General features: G+C 59.2%; 23 protein-coding genes and 1 pseudogene. 11 read left to right on the plus strand and 13 right to left on the minus strand.

Annotated elements, in window-relative coordinates:
* Positions 1-58 precede the first annotated feature (58 nt).
* Complete coding sequence (locus tag L4X63_RS09085) at positions 59-853, minus strand: tetratricopeptide repeat protein (protein ID WP_250678293.1); 795 nt, start codon at positions 851-853, stop codon at positions 59-61.
* 227 nt (positions 854-1,080) lie between these two features.
* Between L4X63_RS09085 and ptsP the strand changes: the two genes are divergently transcribed.
* Complete coding sequence (gene ptsP / locus L4X63_RS09090; protein ID WP_250678294.1) at positions 1,081-3,423, plus strand: phosphoenolpyruvate--protein phosphotransferase; 2,343 nt, start codon at positions 1,081-1,083, stop codon at positions 3,421-3,423.
* A gap of 27 nt (positions 3,424-3,450) precedes the next feature.
* On the opposite strand, the gene L4X63_RS09095 is transcribed toward ptsP, so the two are convergent.
* Complete coding sequence (locus L4X63_RS09095) at positions 3,451-3,669, minus strand: YtxH domain-containing protein (RefSeq protein WP_250678295.1); 219 nt, start codon at positions 3,667-3,669, stop codon at positions 3,451-3,453.
* A gap of 329 nt (positions 3,670-3,998) precedes the next feature.
* Between L4X63_RS09095 and L4X63_RS09100 the strand changes: the two genes are divergently transcribed.
* Positions 3,999-5,021: a peptidylprolyl isomerase gene (locus tag L4X63_RS09100; RefSeq protein WP_250678296.1), complete on the plus strand. Its 1,023-nt coding sequence runs from the start codon at positions 3,999-4,001 to the stop codon at positions 5,019-5,021.
* 72 nt (positions 5,022-5,093) lie between these two features.
* Here L4X63_RS09100 and L4X63_RS09105 read toward each other — a convergent pair whose 3' ends face one another.
* On the minus strand, positions 5,094-5,615 hold the full coding sequence (locus L4X63_RS09105; RefSeq protein WP_250678297.1) for a ferritin: 522 nt from the start codon (positions 5,613-5,615) through the stop codon (positions 5,094-5,096).
* A 304-nt stretch (positions 5,616-5,919) separates the two neighbouring features.
* On the opposite strand from L4X63_RS09105, the gene L4X63_RS09110 reads away from it, so the two are divergent.
* Together L4X63_RS09110 and L4X63_RS09115 are read left to right on the plus strand one after the other, a co-directional pair.
* Entirely contained in the window at positions 5,920-7,293 is a 1,374-nt protein-coding gene (locus tag L4X63_RS09110) for a sigma-54-dependent transcriptional regulator (RefSeq protein ID WP_250678298.1), read from the plus strand.
* A gap of 192 nt (positions 7,294-7,485) precedes the next feature.
* A complete protein-coding gene (locus L4X63_RS09115; protein ID WP_250678299.1) occupies positions 7,486-8,712 on the plus strand; it encodes a glycosyltransferase family 4 protein in 1,227 nt (408 codons plus the stop codon).
* Here L4X63_RS09115 and L4X63_RS09120 read toward each other — a convergent pair.
* Positions 8,702-9,571, minus strand: a complete 870-nt coding sequence (locus L4X63_RS09120; protein ID WP_250678300.1) for a protein phosphatase 2C domain-containing protein — start codon at positions 9,569-9,571, stop codon at positions 8,702-8,704. The genes L4X63_RS09115 and L4X63_RS09120 overlap by 11 nt on opposite strands.
* A 139-nt stretch (positions 9,572-9,710) precedes the next feature.
* Here L4X63_RS09120 and L4X63_RS09125 point away from each other — a divergent pair, with 139 nt between their 5' ends.
* Positions 9,711-10,760 carry a GNAT family N-acetyltransferase gene (locus L4X63_RS09125; RefSeq protein ID WP_250678301.1) on the plus strand — a complete coding sequence of 350 codons (1,050 nt, stop codon included), beginning with the start codon at positions 9,711-9,713 and terminating at the stop codon, positions 10,758-10,760.
* Positions 10,757-11,923: a polysaccharide deacetylase family protein gene (locus tag L4X63_RS09130; RefSeq protein WP_250678302.1), complete on the plus strand. Its 1,167-nt coding sequence runs from the start codon at positions 10,757-10,759 to the stop codon at positions 11,921-11,923. The genes L4X63_RS09125 and L4X63_RS09130 overlap by 4 nt, the downstream gene beginning before the upstream one ends.
* 114 nt (positions 11,924-12,037) lie before the next feature.
* Here the strand turns inward: L4X63_RS09130 and L4X63_RS09135 are convergent, their stop codons facing one another.
* Both L4X63_RS09135 and L4X63_RS09140 read right to left on the minus strand, forming a co-directional pair.
* Entirely contained in the window at positions 12,038-12,853 is an 816-nt protein-coding gene (locus tag L4X63_RS09135; protein ID WP_250678303.1) for a TIM barrel protein, read from the minus strand.
* Positions 12,854-12,907: 54 nt separating this feature from the next.
* Positions 12,908-13,225, minus strand: a complete 318-nt coding sequence (locus L4X63_RS09140; RefSeq protein ID WP_250678304.1) for a hypothetical protein — start codon at positions 13,223-13,225, stop codon at positions 12,908-12,910.
* Between the two features lie 143 nt (positions 13,226-13,368).
* On the opposite strand from L4X63_RS09140, the gene L4X63_RS09145 reads away from it, so the two are divergent.
* Positions 13,369-13,695, plus strand: a complete 327-nt coding sequence (locus L4X63_RS09145) for a winged helix-turn-helix transcriptional regulator (protein WP_250678305.1) — start codon at positions 13,369-13,371, stop codon at positions 13,693-13,695.
* A gap of 402 nt (positions 13,696-14,097) precedes the next feature.
* Positions 14,098-14,361 (plus strand): hypothetical protein, encoded by a 264-nt coding sequence (locus tag L4X63_RS09150; RefSeq protein WP_250678306.1) that lies wholly within the window; start codon positions 14,098-14,100, stop codon positions 14,359-14,361.
* 87 nt (positions 14,362-14,448) lie between these two features.
* On the opposite strand, the gene L4X63_RS09155 is transcribed toward L4X63_RS09150, so the two are convergent.
* The 7 genes from L4X63_RS09155 to L4X63_RS09185 form a co-directional block, all read right to left on the minus strand.
* Positions 14,449-15,243, minus strand: a complete 795-nt coding sequence (locus L4X63_RS09155) for an ABC transporter ATP-binding protein (RefSeq protein WP_250678307.1) — start codon at positions 15,241-15,243, stop codon at positions 14,449-14,451.
* Positions 15,240-15,998 (minus strand): ABC transporter permease, encoded by a 759-nt coding sequence (locus tag L4X63_RS09160; protein WP_250678308.1) that lies wholly within the window; start codon positions 15,996-15,998, stop codon positions 15,240-15,242. The genes L4X63_RS09155 and L4X63_RS09160 overlap by 4 nt, the downstream gene beginning before the upstream one ends.
* Position 15,999: 1 nt before the next feature.
* Positions 16,000-16,968, minus strand: coding sequence for an ABC transporter substrate-binding protein (locus L4X63_RS09165; RefSeq protein WP_250678309.1), 969 nt, complete (start codon positions 16,966-16,968; stop codon positions 16,000-16,002).
* Complete coding sequence (gene cooS / locus L4X63_RS09170; RefSeq protein ID WP_284694551.1) at positions 16,961-19,006, minus strand: anaerobic carbon-monoxide dehydrogenase catalytic subunit; 2,046 nt, start codon at positions 19,004-19,006, stop codon at positions 16,961-16,963. The genes L4X63_RS09165 and cooS overlap by 8 nt, the downstream gene beginning before the upstream one ends.
* Positions 19,007-19,293: 287 nt before the next feature.
* Positions 19,294-20,169 carry a GerMN domain-containing protein gene (locus L4X63_RS09175; protein ID WP_250678311.1) on the minus strand — a complete coding sequence of 292 codons (876 nt, stop codon included), beginning with the start codon at positions 20,167-20,169 and terminating at the stop codon, positions 19,294-19,296.
* A gap of 82 nt (positions 20,170-20,251) precedes the next feature.
* Positions 20,252-20,617 (minus strand): hypothetical protein, encoded by a 366-nt coding sequence (locus tag L4X63_RS09180; RefSeq protein ID WP_250678312.1) that lies wholly within the window; start codon positions 20,615-20,617, stop codon positions 20,252-20,254.
* A gap of 33 nt (positions 20,618-20,650) precedes the next feature.
* Positions 20,651-21,124 (minus strand): hypothetical protein, encoded by a 474-nt coding sequence (locus L4X63_RS09185; protein WP_250678313.1) that lies wholly within the window; start codon positions 21,122-21,124, stop codon positions 20,651-20,653.
* Between the two features lie 337 nt (positions 21,125-21,461).
* Here L4X63_RS09185 and L4X63_RS09190 point away from each other — a divergent pair, with 337 nt between their 5' ends.
* The 3 genes and pseudogenes from L4X63_RS09190 to L4X63_RS09200 form a co-directional block, all read left to right on the plus strand.
* Positions 21,462-22,916, plus strand: a complete 1,455-nt coding sequence (locus L4X63_RS09190) for a heavy metal sensor histidine kinase (protein ID WP_250678314.1) — start codon at positions 21,462-21,464, stop codon at positions 22,914-22,916.
* Positions 22,904-23,578 carry a response regulator gene (locus L4X63_RS09195; protein WP_250678315.1) on the plus strand — a complete coding sequence of 225 codons (675 nt, stop codon included), beginning with the start codon at positions 22,904-22,906 and terminating at the stop codon, positions 23,576-23,578. The genes L4X63_RS09190 and L4X63_RS09195 overlap by 13 nt, the downstream gene beginning before the upstream one ends.
* Positions 23,579-24,017: 439 nt before the next feature.
* A pseudogene (locus tag L4X63_RS09200) lies at positions 24,018-24,453 on the plus strand (cytochrome C); the annotation flags it as partial.

Below are 24,453 nucleotides of genomic sequence, written 5' to 3' on the forward strand. Positions count from 1 at the left end.
CCCTCCCCCCTTGAGGGGGAGGGTCAGGGTGGGGGGGAGGCCAGGGGAGAGGGAAGCGTTATCCCTTCAGCTCCTCCTTGAGCCCTTCTACCACCGCCTTGACCTCGGCGATCATCTCGCGAGCCTGGGGGGAATGCTCCTTTTTCAGGTAGGTCTCGAAGAACTTGATGGCGTCGGCGGTCCGCTCCTGGTCGATGCAGATGTTGCCGAGCGTCAGGTAGCTCATGGTGAAGTCGGGATCGAGCCGGATGGCCTCCAGGGTCTCCCGTTCGGCGGAGGGGAGATCCTCCATGTCGTAGTAGAGCTCGCCCAAGTTGAAGCGTGCGGTGGCGTCGTCGGGATCGATCTCGATCCCGCGCTTGTAGCTCGCGATCGCCTTGTCGTTGTCGCCCAGTCCGTAGTACAGATCCCCCATGGCGTTGAGGGCGAAGACGTTATTGGGATCGAGCTCCAGCGCCCTCTCGAACGCTTTCAGGGCGTCGTCGGTCCGCTCCATGGCGTTGTAGACGAGCCCCATGCTGACGTAACCGTCGCACTCCTTGGGCTGCAGCTCGGTCACCTTCCGGTAGCAGCCGAGAGCTTCCTTGTGCCGGCCCGCCTCGAAATAGACGTCTCCCAGGGCGGTGAGACCGTCCAGGTCTTCGGGGGCGGACTCGAGCCCCTTCTTCAGCGCGGCGATCGCCTCATCCCCCTTCCCGGATTCGGAAAGCGCCTCACCGAGATAGAAATATCCCTCGGCGTTGGCCGGGTCCTGCGATACGCAACGTTTGAACGCCTCGACGGCCTTCGCGTACTCTCCCGATTCCATCAGGGCAATGCCGTCTGCCAGCGCTTCCTCGTATGTCGGTGCCATTGCCACCTCCCCATTGAACTGTCAATCATTGGCGGACACTATAACAGAGAACCTGCTCCTTTCCAAGAAATCAGGCAGAAATCGGCAATAAAACGCTTCACATTTTCTTTTACGTATATGATACTACGCCGGGCCCACCACAGAGATCCGCCGCACGTGCAGCAATGAGAGAACCCTCCGCCCCGTGAGCACGGTTGCCGGCCGGAGGTCGCCATGAAGGGGAGCGAATGCCTGAGGAGAGCGGCGAGAAGCTGGGACTGAGGACGCTGGAAGACATCAGCGCTCTGATCCTCCAGTCCCACGACCTGCAGGAGACACTGGACAACATCGTCAACCTGGTAGCCAAGCGGCTCGCTTCCGACGTCTGCTCGATCTACCTTCTGGAGGAGGACGGGAAAACCCTGAAACTCCATGCCACCAGGGGCCTCTCCCGTCTCTCGGTCGGCATCACCATGAAGATCTCCGAGGGCCTCACCGGCCTCGCCGTCGAGCAGCGGGGAGTGGTGGCCACCGACAACGCCCCTTTGCACCCCCGCTACAAGTACTTCAGAAAGACCAAGGAAGAGAAGGTCCTCTCCTTCCTCGGTGTCCCCTTCTTCGAGCGCAACAACCCGATGGGGGTCATCGTCATCCAGAACCGGGAGGCCCGCACCTTCACCCCCCAGGAAATCTCCGCCGTCTCCACCATCGCCTGGCAGATCTCCACCATCGTCTCCAACGCCAAACTCCTCGACTTCGTTCACAAGAAGGAGGAGGAGCGCGCCTTTTTCCAGGCCGAAGTGGAAAGGCTCCAGAGAGGGAAAGAGCTCCTTTCCCCCAAAAAGGAGCGAAAGAGCGTAACCGGGCAGACTGCCCTCCTCGGGATCGCCATCTCCCCGGGATTCGCCGCCGGAAAGGTGTCGGTGCTGAGCCCCGGGCCGGAGGAGGCGGTGATCGAGCGGGTGCGCCCGAAGGCCGAGGAACAGCAGCGCTTCCTCCAGGCACTGGAGAAGGCCCGCATCCAGACCATCTACATGGAGAAGCGGGTCAGCCAGATCCTCTCCGAGGCGGACGCCGCCATATTCCACAGCCACCTCATGATCCTCGAGGACCGCAGCTTCATCGGGAAGATCACCAACCTGATCGAGGGGGGGCTCGGCGCCCTGCGGGCGGTCGGCGAAGTGGTGGCCGACTACGTGGCCGCCTTCAACCGGATGGAGGATCCCTACCTCAGGGAGCGCTCCGCCGACATGGAAGATATCGGCCGCCGCATCTGCAACGCGCTCAACGGCAGCCACCGGAGCCGCGGAAAACTCAAGGACAACCGGGTGCTGATCGCCCGCGAACTCCTCCCTTCCGACATGGCCTACATGGACCGGAGCAAAGTGATCGGTATCGCCACCGAGAAGGGGAACGCCAACGCCCATGCGGCGATCATGGCGCGCGCCCTCGGAATCCCGGCGGTATTCGGCGTGGAGGGGCTCCTGAAGCAGGTGGGGGCGAGAAGCGAGGTGATCGTCGACGGCACCTCGGGATTCGTCTTCGTCAACCCCGACAGCACGGTGAAGACCGAATACGAAAGGCTCCTTCGCGAGTTCGACGAGAAGCAGCGCGAACTCGAGGAGATCCGCGATCTCCCCGCCGAGACCACCGACGGCCACCGCATCGCCCTCTTGGCCAACGTCGGCCTGATCAGCGAACTGAAGGTGGCGCTTTTGAACGGCGCGGAGGGGGTGGGTCTCTATCGCACCGAATTCCCGTTCATGGCACGGAGCGCCTTTCCGGGAAGAAACGAGCAGGCGGGGATCTACCGGAAGATGCTGGAGGGATTCGAGGGGCTTCCCGTCACCATCCGGACGCTCGACATCGGCGGCGACAAGGGACTGCCGTACTTCCCGCACCCCAAGGAGGACAACCCGTTCCTGGGGTGGCGCTCCATCCGCATTTCACTGGAGCGGGAGGACATCTTCCGGGAGCAGATCGCCGGGATCCTGATGGCCTCTCCCTACGGAAAGTGCAACCTGATGTTCCCGCTCATCTCGAGCGTCGACGAGGTGAGGCGGATCAAGGAGATCATCGCCGAGGTCCAGGAAGAGCTGACGCAGGAGGGAAAGCCGTTCGACCCGCAGATCGGGCTGGGGGTGATGGTGGAGTTGCCGGCGGCCGTGCTGGTGGCGGACATGCTGGCGAAAGAGGTCGATTACCTGAGCATCGGGACCAACGACCTGATCCAGTACACGCTGGCGTGCGACCGGAACAATCCGCTGGTCAAGAAGTGGTACGACCAGCACCACCCGGCGGTGCTCAAATCGATACGCCGGGTAGCCGAGGCGGCGGATGAGGCAGGAAAGCCGGCCACCGTCTGCGGGGAGATGGCAGCGGACCCGGTCGATGCGATATTGCTGATGGGATTGGGGATCAGGACGTTCAGCCTTTCGGCGCCCAACATCCCGAGGGTGAAGGAAGCGATCAGGCGGATCTCCCTGGGCCGCGCCAGGGAGATCGCCGATACCGTTTTGGCACTCGATAGCTCGCAAGCCATCAAGGAGTATCTGGATGGAGTGAGAAAGGAACTTGAAGTCCCCCTTTGAGAAGGGGGGGTAGAACGGGTTATGCAGTTATATCCAGCAGTCGCCGCCGTCGTAGTTCATCTGCTCGCCTTTGCGGCCACGTCCCTTCATTTTCTGTTTCAGCTTATCGAGCGCCTCGTCCTTGGCCTCGCCCAGCTTTTCCCGCACCTCGCGGCCGGTCTTGGGAGTGAAGAGAAGTGCCGCACCAGCTGCCACCGCAGCCCCGGCCAGAAATGCTAAAAGAGCCTGCTCGGATTTCTTGGACATGTTGTTCGCTCCGTGTGTAGTTGAGATGGTCCAGCGTTTCATGACGCATATTCATTACCATATTCCGCGGCGCAATAAAACCCCCTATCACGATAAAAATATTGCCTATTAGGATGATCCTCTCCTTTGGAAAACACCCAGCCCCTTCAAAACGCCATATTGAGCTGTATGTAGCTCTGGAGCCGGAACCGCGATGGGGTCAGGTACCTTAATGCCCACGGCGCAAAGCTCCCCTCCCCTTTCCTTTTTCAATGGGGAGAAATCTTTAGAGTGTAAATTCTTACCCGCTAATGCTAGTATCGCCAAATCCCAATCATAAAGGAGATCGCATGCTTTCTTTCAAAGGACTCGCCCCCGCGGCGCTCGCCCTGCTGGTCATGACCACCGTTCCCGCCCTCGCCGAAGACGCCGCCAAGACCGCACCCGCCCAAGCCGCCAAGGGCACCGAAACCACAGCTGCGGTAGCACCTTCTTCCCCCGTGGCCACCGTCAACGGGGTAGCCATCACCCGCCGTGAGCTCGACCAGGCGGTCAAAGTTCTCCTGATGCAGAACCAGGTTCCCGAGTCAGCGATGGCGCAGGTCCGCGAGCAGGCAACCGCGGCCGCCCTCGAGCAGTTGATCTCCGCGCAGCTCATCTACGAGCAGGCGCAGAAGGTTGAGGTCAAGGACCTCGACAAGAAGGTGGAAGAGAAGCTGGCCCAGAGCAAGAGCCGCTTCGCCACCGACGAGGAGTACAAGAAGGCCCTCTCCCAGGTTGGTCTGACCCCGCAGGACATGCAGGACTTCACCCGTAAGGACATCACGATCGCCAACTTCATCGATACCCGGTTCGCCAGCCAGGCTGCGGTCACCGATGCCGAGGCTCAAGAGTTCTACAAGGAGAACCTGGACGCCTACTTCAAGAAGCCGGAATCCGCCCACGCCAGCCACATCCTGATCGGCGCCGACGAGAAGGCCACCCCCGAGGACCGCAAGAAGGCCAAGGAAAAGGCGGAGGCGATCCTGAAGCGGGTCAAGGCAGGCGAGGACTTCGCGGCTTTGGCCAAGGCGGAATCGAGCTGCCCCAGCGCCGCCCAGGGTGGCGATCTTGGCGAGTTCACCCGGGGCCAGATGGTCCCCCAGTTCGACGAGGCGGTCTTCTCCATGAAGCCGGGTGAGATCAGCAACGTCGTGGAGACCACCTTCGGCTACCACATCATCAAGCTGGTCGAGAAGAAGGAAGGAAAGACCGAGAAATTCGAGGACGTGAAGGAGAAAATCATCTCCCACCTCAAGCGCCAGAAGGTTCAGAAGGCCCTGTCCTCCTTCCTTGAGGACCTGAAGAAGAACGCCAAGATCGTGAAGTCCTAACGGCGGCAGTTCTCAATTGGAAACAGCAAAGGGCCGGGGGACATCTCCCGGCCCTTTTTATTTTGCGCCCCCTTAGGCCGCGGCGGTGTTGGCCGGCGGCGGGACGAAAACCCTGGCCGCGAGCTCGGTGTCCAGTTGCAGAAGGCCCTGTCCGTTGTCGCCGATAAGCTTGAGCTTGCCGATGATGTCGCGGTCGTTCTCCTCCTCCTCGACCTGCTCGGTGACGAACCACTGCAGGAAGATGTGGGTTGCGTGGTCCTTCTCGGAAAGCGCGAGGTCGGTCAGGTCGTTGATGGAGGCGGTGATCCCCTCCTCGTGCTTGAGAGTCTTCTGGAACATGTCCAGGAGGCTCTTGAACTTGGAAGGAGGAGCGGCGACCTGTCCCAGTTCCACGTTGACGCCGCGGCTGTTGATGAAGGCGAAGAACTTCATGCAATGAACCATCTCCTCCTGGTACTGGACATAGAACCAGTTGGCAGCACCCTTGAGACCGATGGATCCCGCATAGGACGACATGGAGAGGTAAAGGTAGGCCGAGTAGAACTCATTATTCAGTTGCTTGTTCATGGCAGTGCGAAGCTTGTCGGTGAACATTCGTTTCCCCCTTGTGATTTCATAGCTTTGTCACTGTCAATGATAACACGAAAAATCTGCTGTTCTAAGTTATATGTTCCAGGTTCCGAGCTGGTAGGGTGGGCACCCTGTGCCCACCGGTTCCTGAAAGCTGCAGCCCTGCCCTCACCCTGAATTCAGCCACCCTCGTCTCAGAGAAACGAGGGGGCTATGAGCCAGCAGCTCAATTCAGGACCTGGAACATAGAACCTAGAACGTCTTTATTGTTGCCTTATCACTGCATCCTGTGGTATCTAAAGGCTTCAGTAATGGGGACTTTCTAATTATGAAACCGACCGCAAAGATTCTCATTATAGAAGACGAACAGGGAAGCCGGGAGGCGCTGCTGATCCTTTTGAAGGGGGCGAACTTCCAGGTGAAGGGATGCTCAAGCGGCGCAGAGGCGCTCGACATCCTTTCCGGCGAGCAGTTCAACATCATCATCACGGACCTTTTCCTCCCCGACCTGAGCGGTATCGACATCCTCACCAAGGTCAAGCACGACTCCCCCCACACCGAAGTCATCCTGGTCACCGGCCACGCCTCCGCGCAGAGTGCGGTCGAGGCGATGAAAAAAGGCGCCTTCGACTACATCACGAAGCCCCTCAACTTCGAGGAGCTCCGGATCATCATCGACAAGGCGCTCGAAAAAGGTGCCCTCATGGAGGAGAACGTCTACCTGAAGAAGCAGCTCAGGGAGCGCTACGAGTTCTCCAACATCATCGGCAACTCCCAGCCCATGCAGCAACTCTTCTCCCGGATGAAGAGGATCATCAAGACCGACTCCACCGTCCTCATCCTGGGCGAGTCCGGGACCGGCAAGGAACTGGTCGCCAAGGCGATCCATTTCAACGGCAGCCGCAAGGACAAGCCGTTCGTAGCGGTGAACTGCTCCGCTATCCCTGAGAACCTCTTGGAGAGCGAGCTCTTCGGCCACGTCAAAGGTGCCTTCACCGGCGCCCTTAAGGAGAAGATCGGCAAGTTCGAAGCCGCCAACCAGGGGACCATCTTCCTCGACGAGATCGGCACCCTCCCGATGCATCTGCAAACCAAGCTCCTGCGCGTTCTCCAGGAGCAGGAGGTCGAGCGGGTCGGCTCCAACAAGCAGATCAAGCTCGACGTCAGGGTCATCTCGGCGACCAACGTCAACCTGGAGGAGGAAGTCACCCGCGGGAACTTCCGTGAGGATCTTTTCTACCGCCTCAACGTCATCCCGCTGATAATTCCGCCGTTAAGGGAGCGGATCGAGGACATACTCCCCCTCACCCGCCACTTCCTGGAGAAGAACTGCCACTCCATGCAGCGCCCGATCATGCAGCTCGAAAAGGAGGCGCTGGAGGCCTTAGAGGCCTACCCGTGGAACGGCAACGTCCGCGAGCTGGAGAACATCATCGAACGGGTGGTGGCCCTCACCGAGGGGGACCTCATCACCCTGCGCGACCTCCCCGCCAACGTGACCAAGAACTACCTCGAAGGCGGCACCACCAGCGTCACCAGCAACGGCATCGACATGGTGCGGACCATCAGCGAAATCGAGAAACGGATGATCAGCGAGGCACTGCAGCTGGCCGGCGGCGTCAAGGCCCGCGCCGCCACCATGCTGAACATCAATCGCACCACCCTCGTCGAAAAAATGCGCCGCCTCGGCATGCCGCTGTAGCCCCCTGCCCCCCCTATCTGGCCTACCCGAACATCGCCAAGATGATCTTTGCAGATTGGCAGGCCGACGGGTTGCCGGTAGCAAAATGAACTTGTTACGAAGCACTATAAAGCAAAGACCTCTCTGACCGGAACCCAACGCATCTCTGGAGCCGGGGTTTCCGCATGATATCCATTTCGGAGGGTCTTTCCCTTGCCCCTCAAGATTCTGCACATCCTGAGTCAGCGTCCCGATGCCACCGGCAGCGGCTTTTTCGTACAGAACATGCTGCGGCTGAGTGCGGCCAAGGGGCACGAGAACTATCTGATGTGCGGCGTTCCCGCCGGCGACATCCCGGTTCTCGATTGTATCGACAGGGACAGGTGCCGCTTTGTGCTCTTTGATGGCCCCGATCTGGCCTTCCCCATCCCCGGCATGAGTGACGTCATGCCTTACCCGAGCTCAGTTTTCGGTGAGCTCACCGAAGAACAGCTCCTGGCCTACCAACAGGTTTTTACCGAAACAATACAGCAGGCTGCCAAGGAATTTTCGCCGGACATCATTCACAGCCACCATCTCTGGCTGGTAACGGCCATCACCCGCAGAATCCTACCGGATATCCCCATGGTGACCTCCTGCCATTCCACCGATCTTCGGCAGTTCATTGAATGTAAGCACCTGCGGCCGCAGGTTTATGAGGATTGCCGGAAGATAGAGAGGATTCTCGCGCTCAGCAAGGACCAGAGCCAGATGATACAGAGTCTGTATCAGATTGACAGTCACCGGATTGATATCGTCGGCGCTGGCTTCAATAGGGAGATATTCAACTGGGGACCGAAGGAAGCCTTGCCGATACACCTGCTGTATGCCGGAAAACTGAGCTTTGCCAAAGGAGTCGATTGGTTATTGCGTGCCTGTCGGCAGGTGGCCGGGCTGCCGGTGCAGTTGCACCTCGCCGGTTCGGGGGGCGGGCATGAGGCCGAAGTCTGCCGGGCCCTGGCCGAAGAGCTGGCCATCCCGGTTACGTTCCACGGCAAACTGTCGCAGCCGCAGCTCGCCGCCTTGATGCGAACCGCCCATATCTTTATCCTGCCATCTTTCTACGAAGGCCTGCCACTGGTGCTGTTTGAAGCCCTGGCCTCAGGCTGCCGGATCATCACCACCAAGTTGCCGGGGAGCCACGAACTGCTGAAAAATGTGCGGCACGATCTGGTCCAGTTCGTCAACCTGCCCCCCCTGCAAGCGGTGGATCGGCCGGCTCCCGAAGATTGGCAGAGCCTCGAAGCACAACTTGCCGAGGCGGTACGGCACATGGTCGATCTGGCGCTGAAAACCCCAGCGCCGACCGCATCCGAAGCTTGCGAGCTCACGACATCCCACACTTGGGAAAGGGTCTTTTCAAGGGTGATGACAAACTATCGCCAGGTTCTCAGGGCTTGATGTTAATGGCAATGGCGGCGATATCGTCGTGGAGCTTGAAGCGCGGGTAAACGCGGCAGAATGGGTCGTCCTGCTGCAACGCCCGGACCTGGGCGCAAATCCCTTGCAGGCCGCCTTGTCGATAGCAGGCGACGAAGCGCGACCAGTCACTTTCCTCTTCCGGATTTTCTTTGGGAAGAAACAGACCATCGGTGAATAGAAGGATGCTTGCCACGCCATCAAGCGCCACACGGCCGGAGTTAATAAAATCGAGGGCAGTTGACTCGCCGTTTAACACTCCGTACACCCTGTTCATCTGCGACCGCACCTTTTTAATCTGCTCGGCCAACTCGGTGCCAATGGTAAGGCCGGAAGACCACGGCAGATGCTTCCACTGCATGAGCGTCTCGAGGTCGTGATCGGTGTCAGGCGTCAGCAGCCTATGCTGTCCATCTTCCATAACCAGCAGAATAAGGCTGTCGCCGATCTGGCAGTAATCGGCATGGTCCTCTGCAACGCACACCACGGCTGCGCTGGTCGACCAGAGGAGGTGCCGTTCACCCTCAGTAATGCCGTGTACACGGGCAGCGGCATTGATCTGGCGATTGGCGAGATCGGCTGAACGGCAGAGGTCGCAGCAGCCCGTCCGGAAAGCCTCCGCGGCTATCCGGGCGGCGAGAAGCCCGCCTGTGGTCCCGGGCGGGAGATGGTCTCTTCCCAGGCTGCTAGCGCCGTCAAATACGCCAAAAAGGTTGCCCTCGCACAGCAGCACATCTTCGTTTACCGCGCCGCTCCCTTTTTGCAAAAGCTTTTCGGCGGGCCAGATGAAATAGTCGTCATAAGGTGGGAATGGTTTGCGGAGATCGGTTGCAGTGTACATCGAGGCTTGTCCTTCGTTATTAGTGCATGCACTATAATCAACATCCTATGCAGTGGCAAATCGATAGTTCCAATGTTTGGCTCAGGAGCTATCGGTAATACAGATAACGAGCTTATGGTGCTGAATATGACACAAGCCTATGACTACGATTGTTAACGACTGCCGGCAGGATGTTTGGGATGCGTACATCGACAACAATCCCGGCAGCCTGTTCTTTCATCGCTATGGTTGGGCAGAGGCCCTGGCTGTCACCTACGATCTGCCTGTTTTTCGTCTGGCGGCCCGGAACGGCGCCGGAAACATCATCGGTGCCCTTCCGCTTATCCTTTTCTCTCCACCTAATGCAGCAAAACGACTGATATCTCTGCCATACACCGATGCAGCGGGTGTGGTTGCCGAGAATGGCGAGGCCGCCGGCCAACTGGTTTCCGCCGCCTTGCACATGGCCCGGGAGCTGGGGGCCTGCCATCTGGAGATTCGCCAAGCCGGAAATCCCGAGCAAAGCGCATTTCCTGCCGGCAATGCACAGTGGCAAAATCAGGTGGCCCATGCCTTTAAAACCGGCCTTTCCCGGATGCTTCCCGCATCCCCCGGGGCACTGTGGCTCGATTTATCGTCCAAGGTGAGGAACCAGGTACGAAAAGCCCTGCGGGAAGGGTGCCGGTCAGAGATAGGCGGGCCTGAACTGTTGCCAGATTTCTTTGCGGTATTTTCCGAAAATATGCGCGATCTTGGTTCTCCGGTGCATGACCCGGCCCTCTTTCAGCATCTGGCCGGCCATTTTCCCGGCAGCATGCAGGTAGTGGTGATATATCGGGCCGCCGTCCCGGTTGCCGCGGCGATCCTTTTGCAGCATGGCGCAACGCTCTTCAACCCCTGGGCCTCCTCGCTCAAGCGGGAAAGGCCGGCTTGCCCGAATATGCTGCTCTATTTCACGATGCTTGACCTTGCTGTTCGGATGCATTGCGAACGGTTCGATTTCGGCAGGTCGAGCCCGGATGCGCCCACCTGCCGCTTCAAGATGCAATGGGGTGCGGTGATGGAGCCTCTGATCTGGCATGTCTATTCCCGGCCTGACTGCCACTGGCAGCCTGAAAGCGAAAGCCTCACCCAGGAAACCTGGAGGAGCGTCGGCCTCTCAGACTCCCTCAGAAAAGGACCGGCGCTCAGGCGCTGGATCAGCCTGTGAACGGCAGGTGGCTGGCACTTGGCGGCGCGGTTTTTTCGCTGCCTCAGCCGATCTTCCTGGTCATTGAGGATGTCGGCTGGTGGCAGGGATACGACGGTTCGGCGCGGAATGAACCCTTTCGCAACGGTTTTTGCCGCCGTCATTGCCTGGCCGACTACCGTGCCTTGACCAGGCTTGCCAAACGGCTTTCCATGCGGGTCGCCCTAGGCTTGGTGCTGGGTGAGTGGGACCGCACCAACTTCCTGAAAGATGTGCCGGGCGCCACCTGGATGGGCACGGCTTGGGACAACCGCATCAACCAGGGCCCCTGGCTCGATGAAACAGCGCAGTATCTGAAAGACCATCGGCAGTTTCTTGAGATCGCCCTGCACGGTATCTGTCACGAGTATTGGCAGGACGGGCAGATGCTTCGCACGGAATTCCATGATGCAAGCGGGCAGACGCGCCCCGGGGCCTTGGTCCGCGAACATCTCGAGGCCTACGCCACTCTCTTGTCACAGAACGGGCTTGGGGACTATCCACGCTTGTTCATTCCACCAGCGCTCCACCACAGCTTCGGTAACGGACAGGAGTCGATGCAGGCGATCCTCGAATCGTTCGGCATCAATTTTGTCACGACACGTTTCGGCAAGACCCGCTTCCATGCCGAACCTCAGCACCCGCGCATTGCCTGGGAGTGCGGCGTTGGACTCGTCGAGAGGGGACTTTCCCCGGTGAACTGGGATGTGGCAGCTGCGCCGCCACTTTTGGGTGATGACAATCCTATCCTCGCCCTCCATTGGGCAAACCTCCTGCATCCCGATGCGGAGCACAACGATGAGATAGTGGACGCCTGGGCGGATATGCTGCTCGAAAAGGGTGCCGGGCTCGATTTCATGCTGGCGGAGGAGCTGGCCGCCTGCTGGTGCCAGACGGCAGCGTATTACCTTGCCGATTTCAGAGAGGAGTCGAATAGCGTCATCATCGATCTTGCTGCGATACCGAAGCTCCCCTGCTTTACCGGCGTGATAACTATAAAAATACGAGATGAAGAATCGAAAAGGTGGCAGTTTCGAGGGGCACAAGTTGTGGGTCAAACAACAGGAGATGATGCAATAACAACCATTTCTTTGTTACCCGAACCACGATGTACAAAGATCGAGGTTTTTTGCCTTGAGGACTAGAAACTGCTCGGAACCACTGGCGGCACACGGTCTCCGCTACGATCCCAGGTCAGAGCCAGAAGCGAATCACATACACTTCTTGTCAGAATGATTGAGACAGCTATGGGTTCCTCCTCAAAGCCTCTCGTACGTCCTCTTCAATAGCAGTGCATCGTTTTCTACTCTTGGCCCCTCGCAGATCACGCACCCTTTCACGTCGAAATCCCGCAGCGCCTTAAGACAGTCGAGGTATTTGAAATCGCTCTCCTGCAGCGGGAGGTGGTTCCGCTCCCCCTTGACGCCGTACGCGACGCCCCCCATGTGGATGTGAAGATCGTCCAGGGCGGCGCGTCCGAGTTCACCCGAAACATACTGCAGGATGCCGGCGAAGTCATCGTAACCTTTCAGGCTGCCGTTGTTCCGTGCATGGATGTGAGCGAAATCGATGCAGAGCTTGCATGATCTCACTTCCTTGCAAAGTGACACCAGTTCCTCTATTGTCCCGAACTGCGTCCCCTTGCCCGTCGTCTCCAGTCGGTAATCAATCCCTTGGTGCTTTAACCGGGATAGGTTATTCCTGATCGAGGAGAACGCCTCCTCCTTCGAGGAATTCAGGTAGTAGCCGGGATGGAAGATCAGGCTTCGCCCCTGCACTTTGGACAGCGCCTCCCCCCCATTCAGTATCCTCTCGAGGGATGCCTGCTGCATCTCCTTGGTCTCGGCGTTTAAGTTTATAAAGTACGACCCGTGCGCTGACAGGTAAAAATCGTGTGCCAATTTGTTCCGTAGGATCGCATCTTTGTTCTTGTCCGAGACGTTTATCGACCGGACGAACAACAACTCCATCGCATCCAGCTCGAACTCCTTCAAATAGGAAATCGCCGATGCGTAGTTGAACTTCCGCCCGTTGCCGAGCGGAAGCCCCGATATACCAAAAAGAAGCCTTTCCAACTCAATGCCTCACATCGCACTTGACGCCTGGGCCTAAGAACCGTTCCGGAACTGTCATTGTTTCGGATCTCTGAAAATGACGAAGTGGACAAAGACATCCGGACAGTTACTTACGGGACTCCAAAATCTGATCCTCCCGTCGGGCGCATTTATTCGCTGCCCCTTGTTCGAGACGAGCGCCTCATTGGCACTGCATACCTTGTGAAGTTCGGGATTGCCGATTGAATAACAGTGGACGCCAACCTCCATTCCCTTGCCTGCTGCAATTTCGTTGACTGCCAGCACCCTACGGTCCTTGTGAATCAACCGTACCGGTTCCGGGAAACTACCCCACATCATTTGGAATGCCTCAATTACCGTGCTATCTACCATGTCTTGTTTCCTCCTATTTGGGCTTTGCTATTTCCCGTTTTTGAAGGCAAAGTAAAGCGACACCGAACTTATGGCAAGTAAGCACTATAAAGTCATATACCTACCCGAAGGTAACCAATGTGTAATTGCAAGGAGTTAGAACAATGGCATGTCCGATTGAGGTAACGGTCAATCTGCTGGGTGACAAGTGGAAGGTCCTGATTGTGAGAAATCTGCTGCTGAGAGGGACACAACGATTCGGCGAACTCAACAGGGGAATCAACGGCGTGACCCAGAAGATGTTGACCCAGCAGCTCCGCAAGTTGGAGTCTGACGGGCTGGTCTCCAGGAAGATCTACCCCGAGGTCCCCCCCCGCGTCGAATACTCTCTCACGGAATTAGGCCACACCCTTAAACCCATCTTCGAGTCAATGCATAATTGGGGCACCAGCTATCTGGAGCGACGCGGTGTCCAGGATGCAGGACGCTGACCTGTGAGATGAGTGCCAAGATGGGGCCACACTCCACGAGCTCCCAAGCTGGGACACAATCCGTATTACTTTGTGACACATCAGAGGGAGGGTTTGAGGGGGGCGCCTGCTGGCGGGTCTAGGACGATGCTGGCGACGAAATGTTTCAGGGAAGGGCTGACTTCATCTGATACGCCTTATAGCAGCGAGGGCAGCCTCCTTTAGCTCAAACAGCACCGGCTCTGGCGGGGGAAACGAGAGATGAATCGCTCAATTCCAGATATTTCCCTGAAAATGGTAAGAACTTTATTGTCTCCCCCCCCCCCGGCACCTACTACCCCCACTCACCCCGCAGTTCATCCCTTGCCCTCCATCTCACCGCTACCCAAGCAGGCCCAGCTGGCCCTGATGCTACCCTCATGCATGCCTATCACGACCTTCGCACCGGCCAATTCCTCGTACCGGCCTCAATCGGTCACCAGCCCAGAGGAAGTCGAGGTCTACCGAACTGAACGTCCCAGCAGGGCCTTTGAAGAAATTGGCAGCATCTACGTCCAGACTACCGATCTCCCGGCGGCTGCATCCAAAATGAAAGAGGAAGCAGCGAAGCAAGGCGGAAATGCCGTCATCGACATAAAGATCACCTCGGACGGTGTGGCTGGGACCGTTGTCAGATATAAGAGGTAGTTGGGTAGGTCCTTCCAGCAGGGGGCGGTTCGCAGACCGCTTTACGGCTTGCATCCCACCCTCCCCGATCAAGCCTTTCATGCTGCCCTAAATCGAATACTCCGCCGCCTCCGCCGCTTCCCGGTGGACCAGGTGGAACTCCTCGAAGAGCTGCTTGCGGAATACCGCGAAGTCGTGTTCGGTACGGTCTCGAGGGTGGGCGAGTTGTACCTCCAGGATGCGCTGGATCCGTCCCGGACGCGGGGCCATGAGCACCACCCGCTCCCCCAGTGCTATCGCCTCGTCAAGATCGTGGGTCACGAAGACGATGGTCGGCTTCTTCTCCCTCCAGATCCGGAGCAACTCGTCCTGGAGATGGAGCCGGGTGAAGGCGTCGAGGGCGGCGAACGGCTCGTCCATGAAAAGAACGCTCGGCTCCACCGCCAGCGCCCGGGCGATGGAAACGCGCTGCCGCATGCCGCCGGAAAGTTCGTGGGGATGCTTATTCACCGCGTGGGAGAGCCCCACGAGATCCAGCGCCGCCAGCGCCTTTTCCCTGGCTTCCGCCGCCGGCACCTTGCGGGCCTGAAGGCCGAACAGGACGTTTCCGAGCACGGTGCGCCACGGGTAGAGCCCGTAATCCTGGAAGATCATTATGTGGTCCGGGTCCGGAGCGGTGGCCACCTTGCCGTCGATGATCACCTCCCCTTCGGTCGGCTTCTCGAACCCGGCCATCAGGTTAATCAGCGTCGTCTTCCCGCAGCCGCTGGGGCCAACCAGACAGACAAACTCGCCGGCCCTGATATCGAGGTCGAGCCGGCTCAAGGCGGTCTGCTCCTCTCCCCGGCCGGATACGAAGCGCTTTTCGACTCCGCGGAGACTGATCTTGGCCTCGATGCTCATCTCGTCACCCCCCAGCGGCGCCCGATAACGCCCTCCACCGTCTTCATCCCCCTGTAGATCGCCAGCCCCAGCAGGCCGACCAGCAGCATCCCGGCCATGATCTCGTCCGTCCGCAGGAAGTTACGGGCATCGATGATCATGAACCCAAGGCCCGACTGCGCTCCGAGCATCTCGCCTGCGACCAGGTGGATCCATCCGGTGCCGACGGCGATGTGCAGCCCGACCATGATGCCGGGGAAGGCAGCGGGAACGATAACGCGGAGAAAGGTCATCCGGGCCCCGGCTCCGAAGTTGGAGGAGACCTTGAGGTAGACGGGCGGCACCGATCTCACGGAGCTGATCGTGGTCAGGAGGATCGGGTAAAACGCTGCCAGGAATATGATGAAAACCGCCGGTGCGTTGCCGATCCCGAACCAGAGCACGGCCAGCGGGAACCAGGCGATCGGGGAGATCGGGCGGAGCACCTGGATCAGCGGATCGATGGCGAGATGGCAGCGGGTGAAGCGCCCCAGAAACAGCCCGAGGGGAATCGCGGTCACCACCGCCAGCAGGTACGCCGCGCCAAATCGAGCCAGACTGATGCCGATGTTGGTCCAGAGGACGCCGTTGTCGGACAGTTCCTTGATTGCCTTCAGAACGTCCGAGGGAGCGGGAAACTGTTCCGGGGGATAGTGGCCCGCGACAACCTGCCACAGCAAAACGAAAGCGGCCAGCGTCATTACCGGCAGAAGCACCTGTTCGAAAATCCTGCGCACGCTACACCGCCCTGCGTGCAAAGCGGTCGTCGAGGTAGCCGGAGAGATCGACCCTCTGCTTGGCGATGCCGAATTTCACCATGTAGTCCTGGGTGGCAGCGAAGTCCGCTTTGCTGGGCACCAGGTTGTGGAAGGTCAAGCGTCCGCGTGGCGAGGTAAGGACCTTTTCTACAATCTCGGGGCGCTGCCCGAGGACTTTGTGCGATGCCTTGGCCGCCAGGGAAGGATTCGCCTCGATGAACGCCGCGGTGCGCTGGAAGCTGGAGACCACCTCCTGCACGGCCTCCGGGTGGGCGGCGATCACGTTTTCCCTGACATTGAGGACGCAGCAGATATGGTCATGCCAGATGTCCTTGGAAAGCATGAGGACCTTGCCGACCTTCTGCGCCTCCGCCTGGGCGCCGAAGGGTTCAGCGACGATGTACCCCTGGATGCGGCCGGTGGCAAGGGCGTTCACCATCTCGGGGGGGGCCATGTCGATGATCTTGAGGTCCCGGTTCGGATCGAGGTGTTTCTCGGTGAGTACCTTGCGAAGCAGGATGTTATGGGTTGAGAAAGGGCTGGGGACGGCGATGGTCTTCCCCTTCAGGTCCTGAATTCTGTTGATCTCGCCGCTGTTCTTGACGGTAATGGCGCTCCCGTTTCGGTGCCCGAGCATGACCACCTTCACCGGCACACCTTTCTGGCGCAGCGTCAGTCCGATCGGAGTAAGCAGGAAGGCGGCATCGATGGCTCCCACCTTGATTGCATCGGCGATCTCCGGCCAGGAGGAGAATTTCACCGGCTGGATTCGCACGTTTTTCAACTGCTCCCGCTCGGAGGCGATCATCAAAAGGTGGTCGCTGATGGGAAGATAGCCAACCTTGAGGGTAGCTTTGGCGCCACCCGCAAAGGCAAAGTTGGATACCGGGGTAACGGAGGCGGCTGCCAGGGCCAGGCCGGTGGTCTTCAGGAATTCGCGTCTATTCATGATGGTGTCCCTCCTCGTGGGAATGCAGGTGTTCATGGGTGTGCGAGTGCTCAAGGCCATGCTCGTGAGCGTGGCGATGTGTCTTATCAGCCTGGATGGCAAGAAGCCGGCGGGGGGCCGGAGCCGCGGCCGGAGCCCAGCCAAGCTCCTTGCGGCGGGCGTCGAAGTCCGCCACGATCCTGGCGGCCAGCTCTACTGGATTTTCTTCGACCACCATCACGGCACCGAGCGTTTCCCCGGTCGCGCGGAAGAAGAAGTCGGAGACGCGGTCCGAGCCGGAGACCGGCGGGGCGATGCAGTGGTAGGAGTTGAGCCCGAGGAGCCGGAACCCCATGGCGGCGCCGAGCCCCTTTTCGTTGGACCATTCCGGGCTTGAAAACGCGAACGGGAGCCGGGTAAGAGCCTCACCGGAAGCCGTAGAGAAGGTGCGGAAAAAGGCCGAGGCACGGGCGTTGTCCAGGCACTCCCCCATGTGCCAGACCGGGGGAAGGCTGTGGGGAGCAAGAGCGGAGTTCAGTCCACCCCCCGCCCCTTCGAGACCTTCCGGCAGGCAGAATCCCATCTTCAAGAGCGCAAAGGCGGCGCAGCCGTTGGTTAAAACCAGGACGTCGTGGGCGATCAATTCCTCGGCGGCTTTCACGATCGCCTCTTCGTACACCACTTTGGGATTGTTGCACCCGACCAGATTGACCACGCCCCGGATGCGTCCGCTCTTGAGATGATCGAGCAGCACGTCCGCGCCCCCGAAGGTGGAGAGTACGTTTTCCACCGAGAAGCCTACCTCGGCCTCCATACGGGCCTTGGGGACGAAGACCTTACCGGCCTGCCGCTCCCCGTACGCATGGATTCCCCGCCGCACTATCATGCGGGCCAGCAGATCGGCCTGGTCAAGGTTCGAGTGACGGTGGTCGAAGGCCAGGTGCTCGGCACCGGGCAACCGGGCCGAGTCGCTGGTGGTGACCACCCGGGTATGGAAGCAGGCGGCCACGTCCATGATCCCGGGGAAGACATCCTGCACATCGGCTACCCACAGATCGAGCGCTCCGGTTGCCAGGGTCAGTTCTGCGCCCGCCGCGTTGGCGAGCGGTGTGATGTCGCCGAATTTAGCCAGCGCGGAGTGCCCGGAGCAGCAGATCCCGTAGAGCCGGATGTTCCCGGCGCCGGCGGCCCGGGCCTCGGCAATGAGATTCTCACTGCGGGCCGCCTTGACGATGGCGGCCACCAGCACCGGGGAGTGTCCGTGGACGGCAATATTGACCGTGTCCAGCGATATGGCCCCAAGATTGGTGGCGATACGGCTCCGCTTGGGGAGACCGTAAAGGCAGTCCATGGCGATGGCGGAGCCAACCACGCTGCTCCAGGCAAAGGCGAGCCCGCAACGAAGAATCTGGCTGGCAACGTTGGACCAATCACCATCGGTCCCCGTGGTCGTACGGTGCAGGGCTTCGAAAACTTCGTGGTAGGCCCCGATCGGCAGGATGTCGAGATCCTTCCAGACCTGTATCCGCTCCGGCGGCGCCAGCGCCTCGAGAGTCCTGAACGGGCCGGGCACGGTGCGGCAAAGATCTTCCAGCAGCAGCATGGCAATCTCTCCCGCCATCTCCTGGATCGACTTAGACTCCTGATAGATGCCGAAGGACTTTGCGGTAGCGGTGACCTTTTCCGGACCGAGGATGGGGAGGTCGAGCGCCCCTTCGGCGGCCCCTTTGAGGGCAAGCATCACCTCGCGTCCCCGCGCACCGTGAGCCGAGACCCCGGCCGCGGTCCAGCGCAGGATATTGCGCGCCACGATCAGGTGGGCATCGGCTCCGCAGACCCCCTTGGGGCTTTTGGGCGTGATGCGGCAGGGCCCCATGTGGCAATTCTTGCAGCAGGTTCCGTTGAGCCCGAAGCCACAGTGCGGTTTCTGGGAGTCGAAGCGGTCAAAAGGGGTCTCGATACCGGCCGCCTCCATATGCCGCAACATGTCTCGTACGGCAGGGTCTGGAGTGCGGGAGAGGACATCCGCCTTGGATGGAAAGTTTTGTCTTTTAGTCATATACCTCGACCTTGTTTTACTATCAAAAAAATAGGGTATTGATATAGCAATTCTGAACCTTTTTTGTCAATTACTTTTACGGCTTGGCAGCCAAGTTTCAGCGCCAATCGAGAGAGGTAAGAAAAGGGCCAAAAAGGGGGGGGAAATGCGCGATTAGATAAGGGGGGGAATGGCAAGGGGGGGTACTGCACGGCAAGGGGACTCGACTTGTCAGCTAAAGAACAACGCCGGCACGAAGAGACCGGGACCTTCTGGTCCCGACCCCTGCGAAGACGAACGGGAGGGGGTCAGTGCTCTTTGACTTCCAAAGACACCTCAGCATCCCCCGTGGAAGTACGGCCAACTTTGTCGGTCACGTTCCACTGCACTTTGACCGGCATTCCGGCCTTGAATAGCTCAGGATTCTTTGGTTTCATCACACCGGCCATATCGAAAACCGACTGGTAGATATCACCCTGGAACTGGTTACCGCTCTTGTCGCTCAAACGAAGGGACTTGATCTCGACCGGGCGGTCAAAGAAGGCGTTCACCTCCTTAATCTCCTTCTCCCCGTTCTCCCGCATAGCGGTGACACTCAATAGCCGCGGCGGCGGAAGCGGTAGCACCGACCGTTCATCGGCCCGCGCTAGGAGCGGATCTAGGCTCCCCTCCTTTGCGTCGACCGTCACCCTGACCTCCCGTACTCCGGGGAACTGTTTCAGGGTCAGGGAAAGGGCGTTGGCGGCCGCGGTTGCCGAGGAATCCCCTGCCGCGAGCTTATTCATCTCGGGCGAGAAATTGGCGGTGACCACGCCACCCTTCTCCTCCAGCGCCAAGAGCCTCACCCCCTGCGGAAATGGCTGCAGGATCTCTCCCTGGTACCCTTTCAGGTCCGTCATCCCCCCTACCAGGCGCTGTACCGCCACCTTTTTAAGGCTTTCCTGGTCGAAGGTGAAGAATGGGAAGGGAATTACTTTGCCCGGGTCCTTCGCCGAGGGGAAATAGATGACGAAGGCATAGCAGGATCCTTTGTCGGTAGTGGGCGCCGGGCCGAAATACTTCTCGAAAGCCTTGGTGGCCGAAACCCTGACCTGCTTTGCCGGCGGCGGTTCCTGTTTGCGGGTGCATGATACAACTGCGGCAATCGCCAGCATCGACAGGCAGACCAGCAGAGATTTCTTCATGGCGTCCTCCGTGGAGAAGTTTCCTGGGCAATAAAAAGGGCACCCACGGGTATACCGGGGTGCCCCTTTTTTCGTCTACGGCCTAGCGGCCAGGTTTGGAGAGGCTTTTGAGGGTTTCGTTCGCCTCGCGCAGTTTCGCGTTAAGAACCTTCAGCTCGTCGACCTTGGCCTGGTCGGCGCCATCTCTCTTGATGGCTTCCTTGATCCTGCCTATCCGCTCCTGGATGCTGTCGGCTTCCTGCGCGCAGTTTTTCAGGAGCATCTCGCATTCCTTGGTGCAGTCGGCGTCCATGTTATGGTCGTGCATGCTGCTGTGATCGTGCTGCATGGCCGGCATGGACTGCATGTCCATGTCGTTCATGTCCATACCGCCATGTTCATGCGCGAAAGCAGGGAGAGTGGTCGAGAACATCGCGGTTGCCATCAAAGCCAGTAATACCTTTTTCATTGCCTTGCTCCTTTCTGTGCCAGCTATCGGCCGCTACTTAACGGTATACCAGAATTTGGCGGTATGTACCTTCCCGCCCTTCAACTGGAACTTGCACATGACCCCGTATTTCCCTTTCTTGGAGAGGTCGAAGTCGGCGCCAAAATGTCCCTGCATCCCCATCAGGTCCTTGGTCTGGAAACTCTTATCGGGATTCTGCACCTTCACCTTTACATCGCCATCGGTCAGGGCCTTGCCGGTCTTGGTGTCCTTGAATTCCACGGCAATGTGATGGGTATCTTTCATCTCCATCGGCATTTCCATCTTCATGGCCTTCATGTGCTCCTTCATCCCCATCACTTTGAAGGTAGCCTTGACACCGTCGATCACTTCCTCGTGGGCGACGTCGCCCTGGTGGCCGCCGTGGCTCATGTCCATCCCGGCCATCCCGCTGTGGTCCATGGCAAAGGAAGCTACGGGGGCTGCAAGGGCGAAGCAAGCTGCGATAAGGACGATCACTTTTTTCATTTCTGTTTTCTCCTTTGGGGTAAATGTTTCGTTGCATCCACCCTAGCATCCCTTGTGCCAAAAGCTAACTACCCGGAATACCGCACTCGGCTTCCAGGAGACCTCCGCGTTGCCAGAGAATATTCCACACCGTCGTCGCATATTCTTCATCCGGGGCGGTTCTCCCGGCGATGCTCCGGCTAACGCCCGGTACCCGATCCATCCGCCACGCCCTATTTTTCCTGGCGGGCCGCCACCACCCGCCGGGCCGGAACAGTGGCACAAAACCTGCATATTAATCCGGGGCAGGAGGCGCCTCCCTCTCCCCCAAGCCCCCTGCCGGCTTATTGAGGTCTCCATGTTCGTTCGAAAAATTTATGACCGCTGGTCTCTCAAGGTGAGGCTCACCGTTGCGCTGGTGCTTTTTTCCACCGCCGGCTCCTATCTCACCTACCACATCACCCATGAAACCTTGCATACCACCCTCTCCCGGGAGGAAAACGATTTCATCTACGACCGGCTTCATACCATCCGCGCCATCATCGACAACAATCCGGACTATCTCGAAATCATAAAGAGAGACATCGACTGGGAAGGAAAACACGTCCCGTATCCGTATTACTACCTCCGGGTCCTCGACCAGGCGGGAAAGATGATGATCGAGACTCCCGGGATGAAAAGCATCCTCCCGATCCGGGAGTTTCCGGAGGCACGCCCCCCCCAGAGGGTAAGCAAAGACCTCGTCCGCAGAGAGAACAACGGGAGATACTACCTGTTGATGGCGGACTACGTACCGGGTTCTCGCAACGTACCGTTTGCTGCGGAGGTTCAGATCGCCCTCGACATAACCTCCGAGGTCACCATCGATGAGGCGAACCATCGCAGGATAGCCGTCTTGGAGGTTCTCCGCGCCATCGTCTTCGCCTCGATCATCATCGTGATCGTCCGGAACGTTCTCAAGCCGCTGGACAAAATGATCGCCACCGCCGAGTCGGTATCGCTGAACCGGATCGCGGAAAGGGTGGATCCGGAAGGGTGGCCCGAGGAGGTAAAAAGGCTGGCCATCTCCTTCAACGGCATGCTCGGCCGGCTAGAGGAGGCCTTCGACCGGCTTTCCGGTTGTGCCTCCAGCATGGCGCACGAGATCCGCACGCCAATCCACAACATCCTGGGGGAAGCTGAGATCTCGCTCTCCAAGGACCGGACCCCGGAGGAATACCGTAAGGTTCTCCTCTCCTGCATCGAGGAATGCCAGCGGCTCTCCAGCCTGACCGACCTCCTGCTGTTTCTCGCCCATGCGGACAATCCGAAGGATTCCATAACCCGGGTCCCCTTCGATCCTTCCGAGGAGATCGAAGACGTCCTGAGTTTCCACGCGCCGCAGATCGACCTGAAGAGGGGCGAAGTCGCCTGCCACGGTGACGGCATACTGAACGGCGACCCGCGGTTGTTCCGCCAAGCGATCAGCAATCTCCTCGATAACGCACTCCACTACTCCGGCAGCGGGGTTCGGATCGAGATCTCGATCGTCCCCAACGCGGATGAAGGGTTGGACGTAACCTTGAGCGATACCGGCCCGGGCATCGAGGAAGACGATTTGGCCAAGGTCTTCGACCGGTTCCACCGTGGGAAAAATGCCCGCCACCTCCGCCCTGAGGGATCCGGTCTCGGTCTCTCCATAGTGAAGGCCATCATGGTGCTTCACGGGGGGTCGATCTCCATCGTAAGCCCCCCCGGCAAGGGGACCTCGGTAACTCTCAGTTTTCCCGGCGGCCATTGTTTACAGCAAAGGAGTCCCAGATGCAGATCCTGATTATCGAGGACGAGGTGAAGACGGCGGCGTTTCTCAAAAAGGGTTTCTCCGAGTGCGGAGTAGAGGCGGAGGTGGTGGGCGATGGAGAGGAGGGGCTGAAACGTGCTCTGGAAAGCCGCCACGACATCGTGATCCTCGACGTGATGCTCCCGAAGGTCGATGGATGGTCGGTAATCCGCGAACTCAGGAGGAGGCGGATCCAGACTCCGGTCATCATGCTGACCGCCCTCGGCTCGATTCCGGACCGGATCAAGGGGTTCGAACTGGGGGTGGACGACTACCTCATCAAGCCTTTCGCCTTTTCGGAACTTCTGGTCCGCATAAGCGCCATCATCCGCCGCTGTTCCGCCCACCAGGAGGAGAAGGTCAGGGTAGGAGCGCTGGAGCTCGACCCCACGCGCGGCAGGGCGACCCGCGAGGGAAAAAGACTCGATCTTACCCACAAGGAGTTCGCCATCCTTCTGCTTTTGGCGGGCAACCCCGGCATGATCTTCACCAAATCGGCCATCGCGCAGAAGGTGTGGGGGCTCAGTTGCGGAGCGGAATCGAACCTGATCGAGGTACACATCAACAGACTCCGCAACAAGGTCGACGGCCCGTTCGACCGGAAGCTGATCCATACCGCCCGCGGCCGCGGCTATGTTCTGGAGGAACGCGACTGAAGCGGCCCCCCCCTCCCCTTCGCCCCACACTGGCGGCACCGTAAGCTTATTGTTATCAAACCCGTCATTCCACAGTCTCCCCCGTAAATCCACCAGCGCCATAACTGTTACCTTACGCAGTGGCACCCCCTATTCCCTACCAATTCGGTATCAAGCCGCGGCTTTCTGAGCAATAACGGGCAATTAGCCGCCAACGCCGGGCATCATCCCTCCCATGGCACGCATACTGCTATCAAAGTAAATCGGTAAACAATAGCGATATCTCTATTTGACCAATTTACTTAACGCCCAGAGAACCGCCGCCGTTTCTCCCAACCCCGGTGGGCCGTCGGGAGGCTTCTCGTGGATTGCAGATCCGTCCGCAGTCTCTGGTGCTGATCGGTTCCCCCCAGGGAGGGATGCCCCGGCATCCAATTCAATGAAGGAAAAGGAGAATAAAATGAAGAAAGCAGTAGCAGCCGCAGTCGCAGTTGGTCTCATCACGGCAGCGGGGACCGCCCTCGCCGGTCTTCCCGCCGGCACCGGGGTTAACGGCTCCCTCCACGACATGACCAAGGTGGTCGGCCCGACCGCCGACTCCATGGGTCGAGTCTGCGTATTCTGCCACACCCCGCACCACGCTCAGTCCTCCGACGGCGGGTTCAACCTCCCGCTGTGGAACCACACCATTCCGGACACCACCACCTACACCCCGTACGCTTGGGCCACCCCGCTCAACTCCAACAACGGCACCTTCACCATCACCGACCCGCTGGCCGGCCCGAGCCGTCTCTGCATGAGCTGCCATGACGGCGCCATCGCTATCGACGAGCACGGTTCCGCTCTGGGCAACACCACCGGCACCACCTCCATCGCCAACGTGGACACCGGCTTCG

The organism is Geomonas sp. Red32, assembly GCF_023652955.1.
In the GTDB taxonomy this organism is placed as follows: domain Bacteria; phylum Desulfobacterota; class Desulfuromonadia; order Geobacterales; family Geobacteraceae; genus Geomonas.

What these genes read in the sequence shown, in the direction of transcription:
- L4X63_RS09085 (WP_250678293.1), bottom strand. Translation starts at nt 853, where the DNA reads ATGGCACCGACATACGAGGAAGCGCTGGCAGACGGCATTGCCCTGATG.
- ptsP (WP_250678294.1), top strand. Translation starts at nt 1,081, where the DNA reads ATGCCTGAGGAGAGCGGCGAGAAGCTGGGACTGAGGACGCTGGAAGAC.
- L4X63_RS09095 (WP_250678295.1), bottom strand. Translation starts at nt 3,669, where the DNA reads ATGTCCAAGAAATCCGAGCAGGCTCTTTTAGCATTTCTGGCCGGGGCT.
- L4X63_RS09100 (WP_250678296.1), top strand. Translation starts at nt 3,999, where the DNA reads ATGCTTTCTTTCAAAGGACTCGCCCCCGCGGCGCTCGCCCTGCTGGTC.
- L4X63_RS09105 (WP_250678297.1), bottom strand. Translation starts at nt 5,615, where the DNA reads ATGTTCACCGACAAGCTTCGCACTGCCATGAACAAGCAACTGAATAAT.
- L4X63_RS09110 (WP_250678298.1), top strand. Translation starts at nt 5,920, where the DNA reads ATGAAACCGACCGCAAAGATTCTCATTATAGAAGACGAACAGGGAAGC.
- L4X63_RS09120 (WP_250678300.1), bottom strand. Translation starts at nt 9,571, where the DNA reads ATGTACACTGCAACCGATCTCCGCAAACCATTCCCACCTTATGACGAC.
- L4X63_RS09125 (WP_250678301.1), top strand. Translation starts at nt 9,711, where the DNA reads ATGACTACGATTGTTAACGACTGCCGGCAGGATGTTTGGGATGCGTAC.
- L4X63_RS09140 (WP_250678304.1), bottom strand. Translation starts at nt 13,225, where the DNA reads ATGGTAGATAGCACGGTAATTGAGGCATTCCAAATGATGTGGGGTAGT.
- L4X63_RS09145 (WP_250678305.1), top strand. Translation starts at nt 13,369, where the DNA reads ATGGCATGTCCGATTGAGGTAACGGTCAATCTGCTGGGTGACAAGTGG.
- L4X63_RS09150 (WP_250678306.1), top strand. Translation starts at nt 14,098, where the DNA reads ATGCCTATCACGACCTTCGCACCGGCCAATTCCTCGTACCGGCCTCAA.
- L4X63_RS09155 (WP_250678307.1), bottom strand. Translation starts at nt 15,243, where the DNA reads ATGAGCATCGAGGCCAAGATCAGTCTCCGCGGAGTCGAAAAGCGCTTC.
- L4X63_RS09165 (WP_250678309.1), bottom strand. Translation starts at nt 16,968, where the DNA reads ATGAATAGACGCGAATTCCTGAAGACCACCGGCCTGGCCCTGGCAGCC.
- cooS (WP_284694551.1), bottom strand. Translation starts at nt 19,006, where the DNA reads ATGACTAAAAGACAAAACTTTCCATCCAAGGCGGATGTCCTCTCCCGC.
- L4X63_RS09175 (WP_250678311.1), bottom strand. Translation starts at nt 20,169, where the DNA reads ATGAAGAAATCTCTGCTGGTCTGCCTGTCGATGCTGGCGATTGCCGCA.
- L4X63_RS09180 (WP_250678312.1), bottom strand. Translation starts at nt 20,617, where the DNA reads ATGAAAAAGGTATTACTGGCTTTGATGGCAACCGCGATGTTCTCGACC.
- L4X63_RS09185 (WP_250678313.1), bottom strand. Translation starts at nt 21,124, where the DNA reads ATGAAAAAAGTGATCGTCCTTATCGCAGCTTGCTTCGCCCTTGCAGCC.
- L4X63_RS09190 (WP_250678314.1), top strand. Translation starts at nt 21,462, where the DNA reads ATGTTCGTTCGAAAAATTTATGACCGCTGGTCTCTCAAGGTGAGGCTC.
- L4X63_RS09195 (WP_250678315.1), top strand. Translation starts at nt 22,904, where the DNA reads ATGCAGATCCTGATTATCGAGGACGAGGTGAAGACGGCGGCGTTTCTC.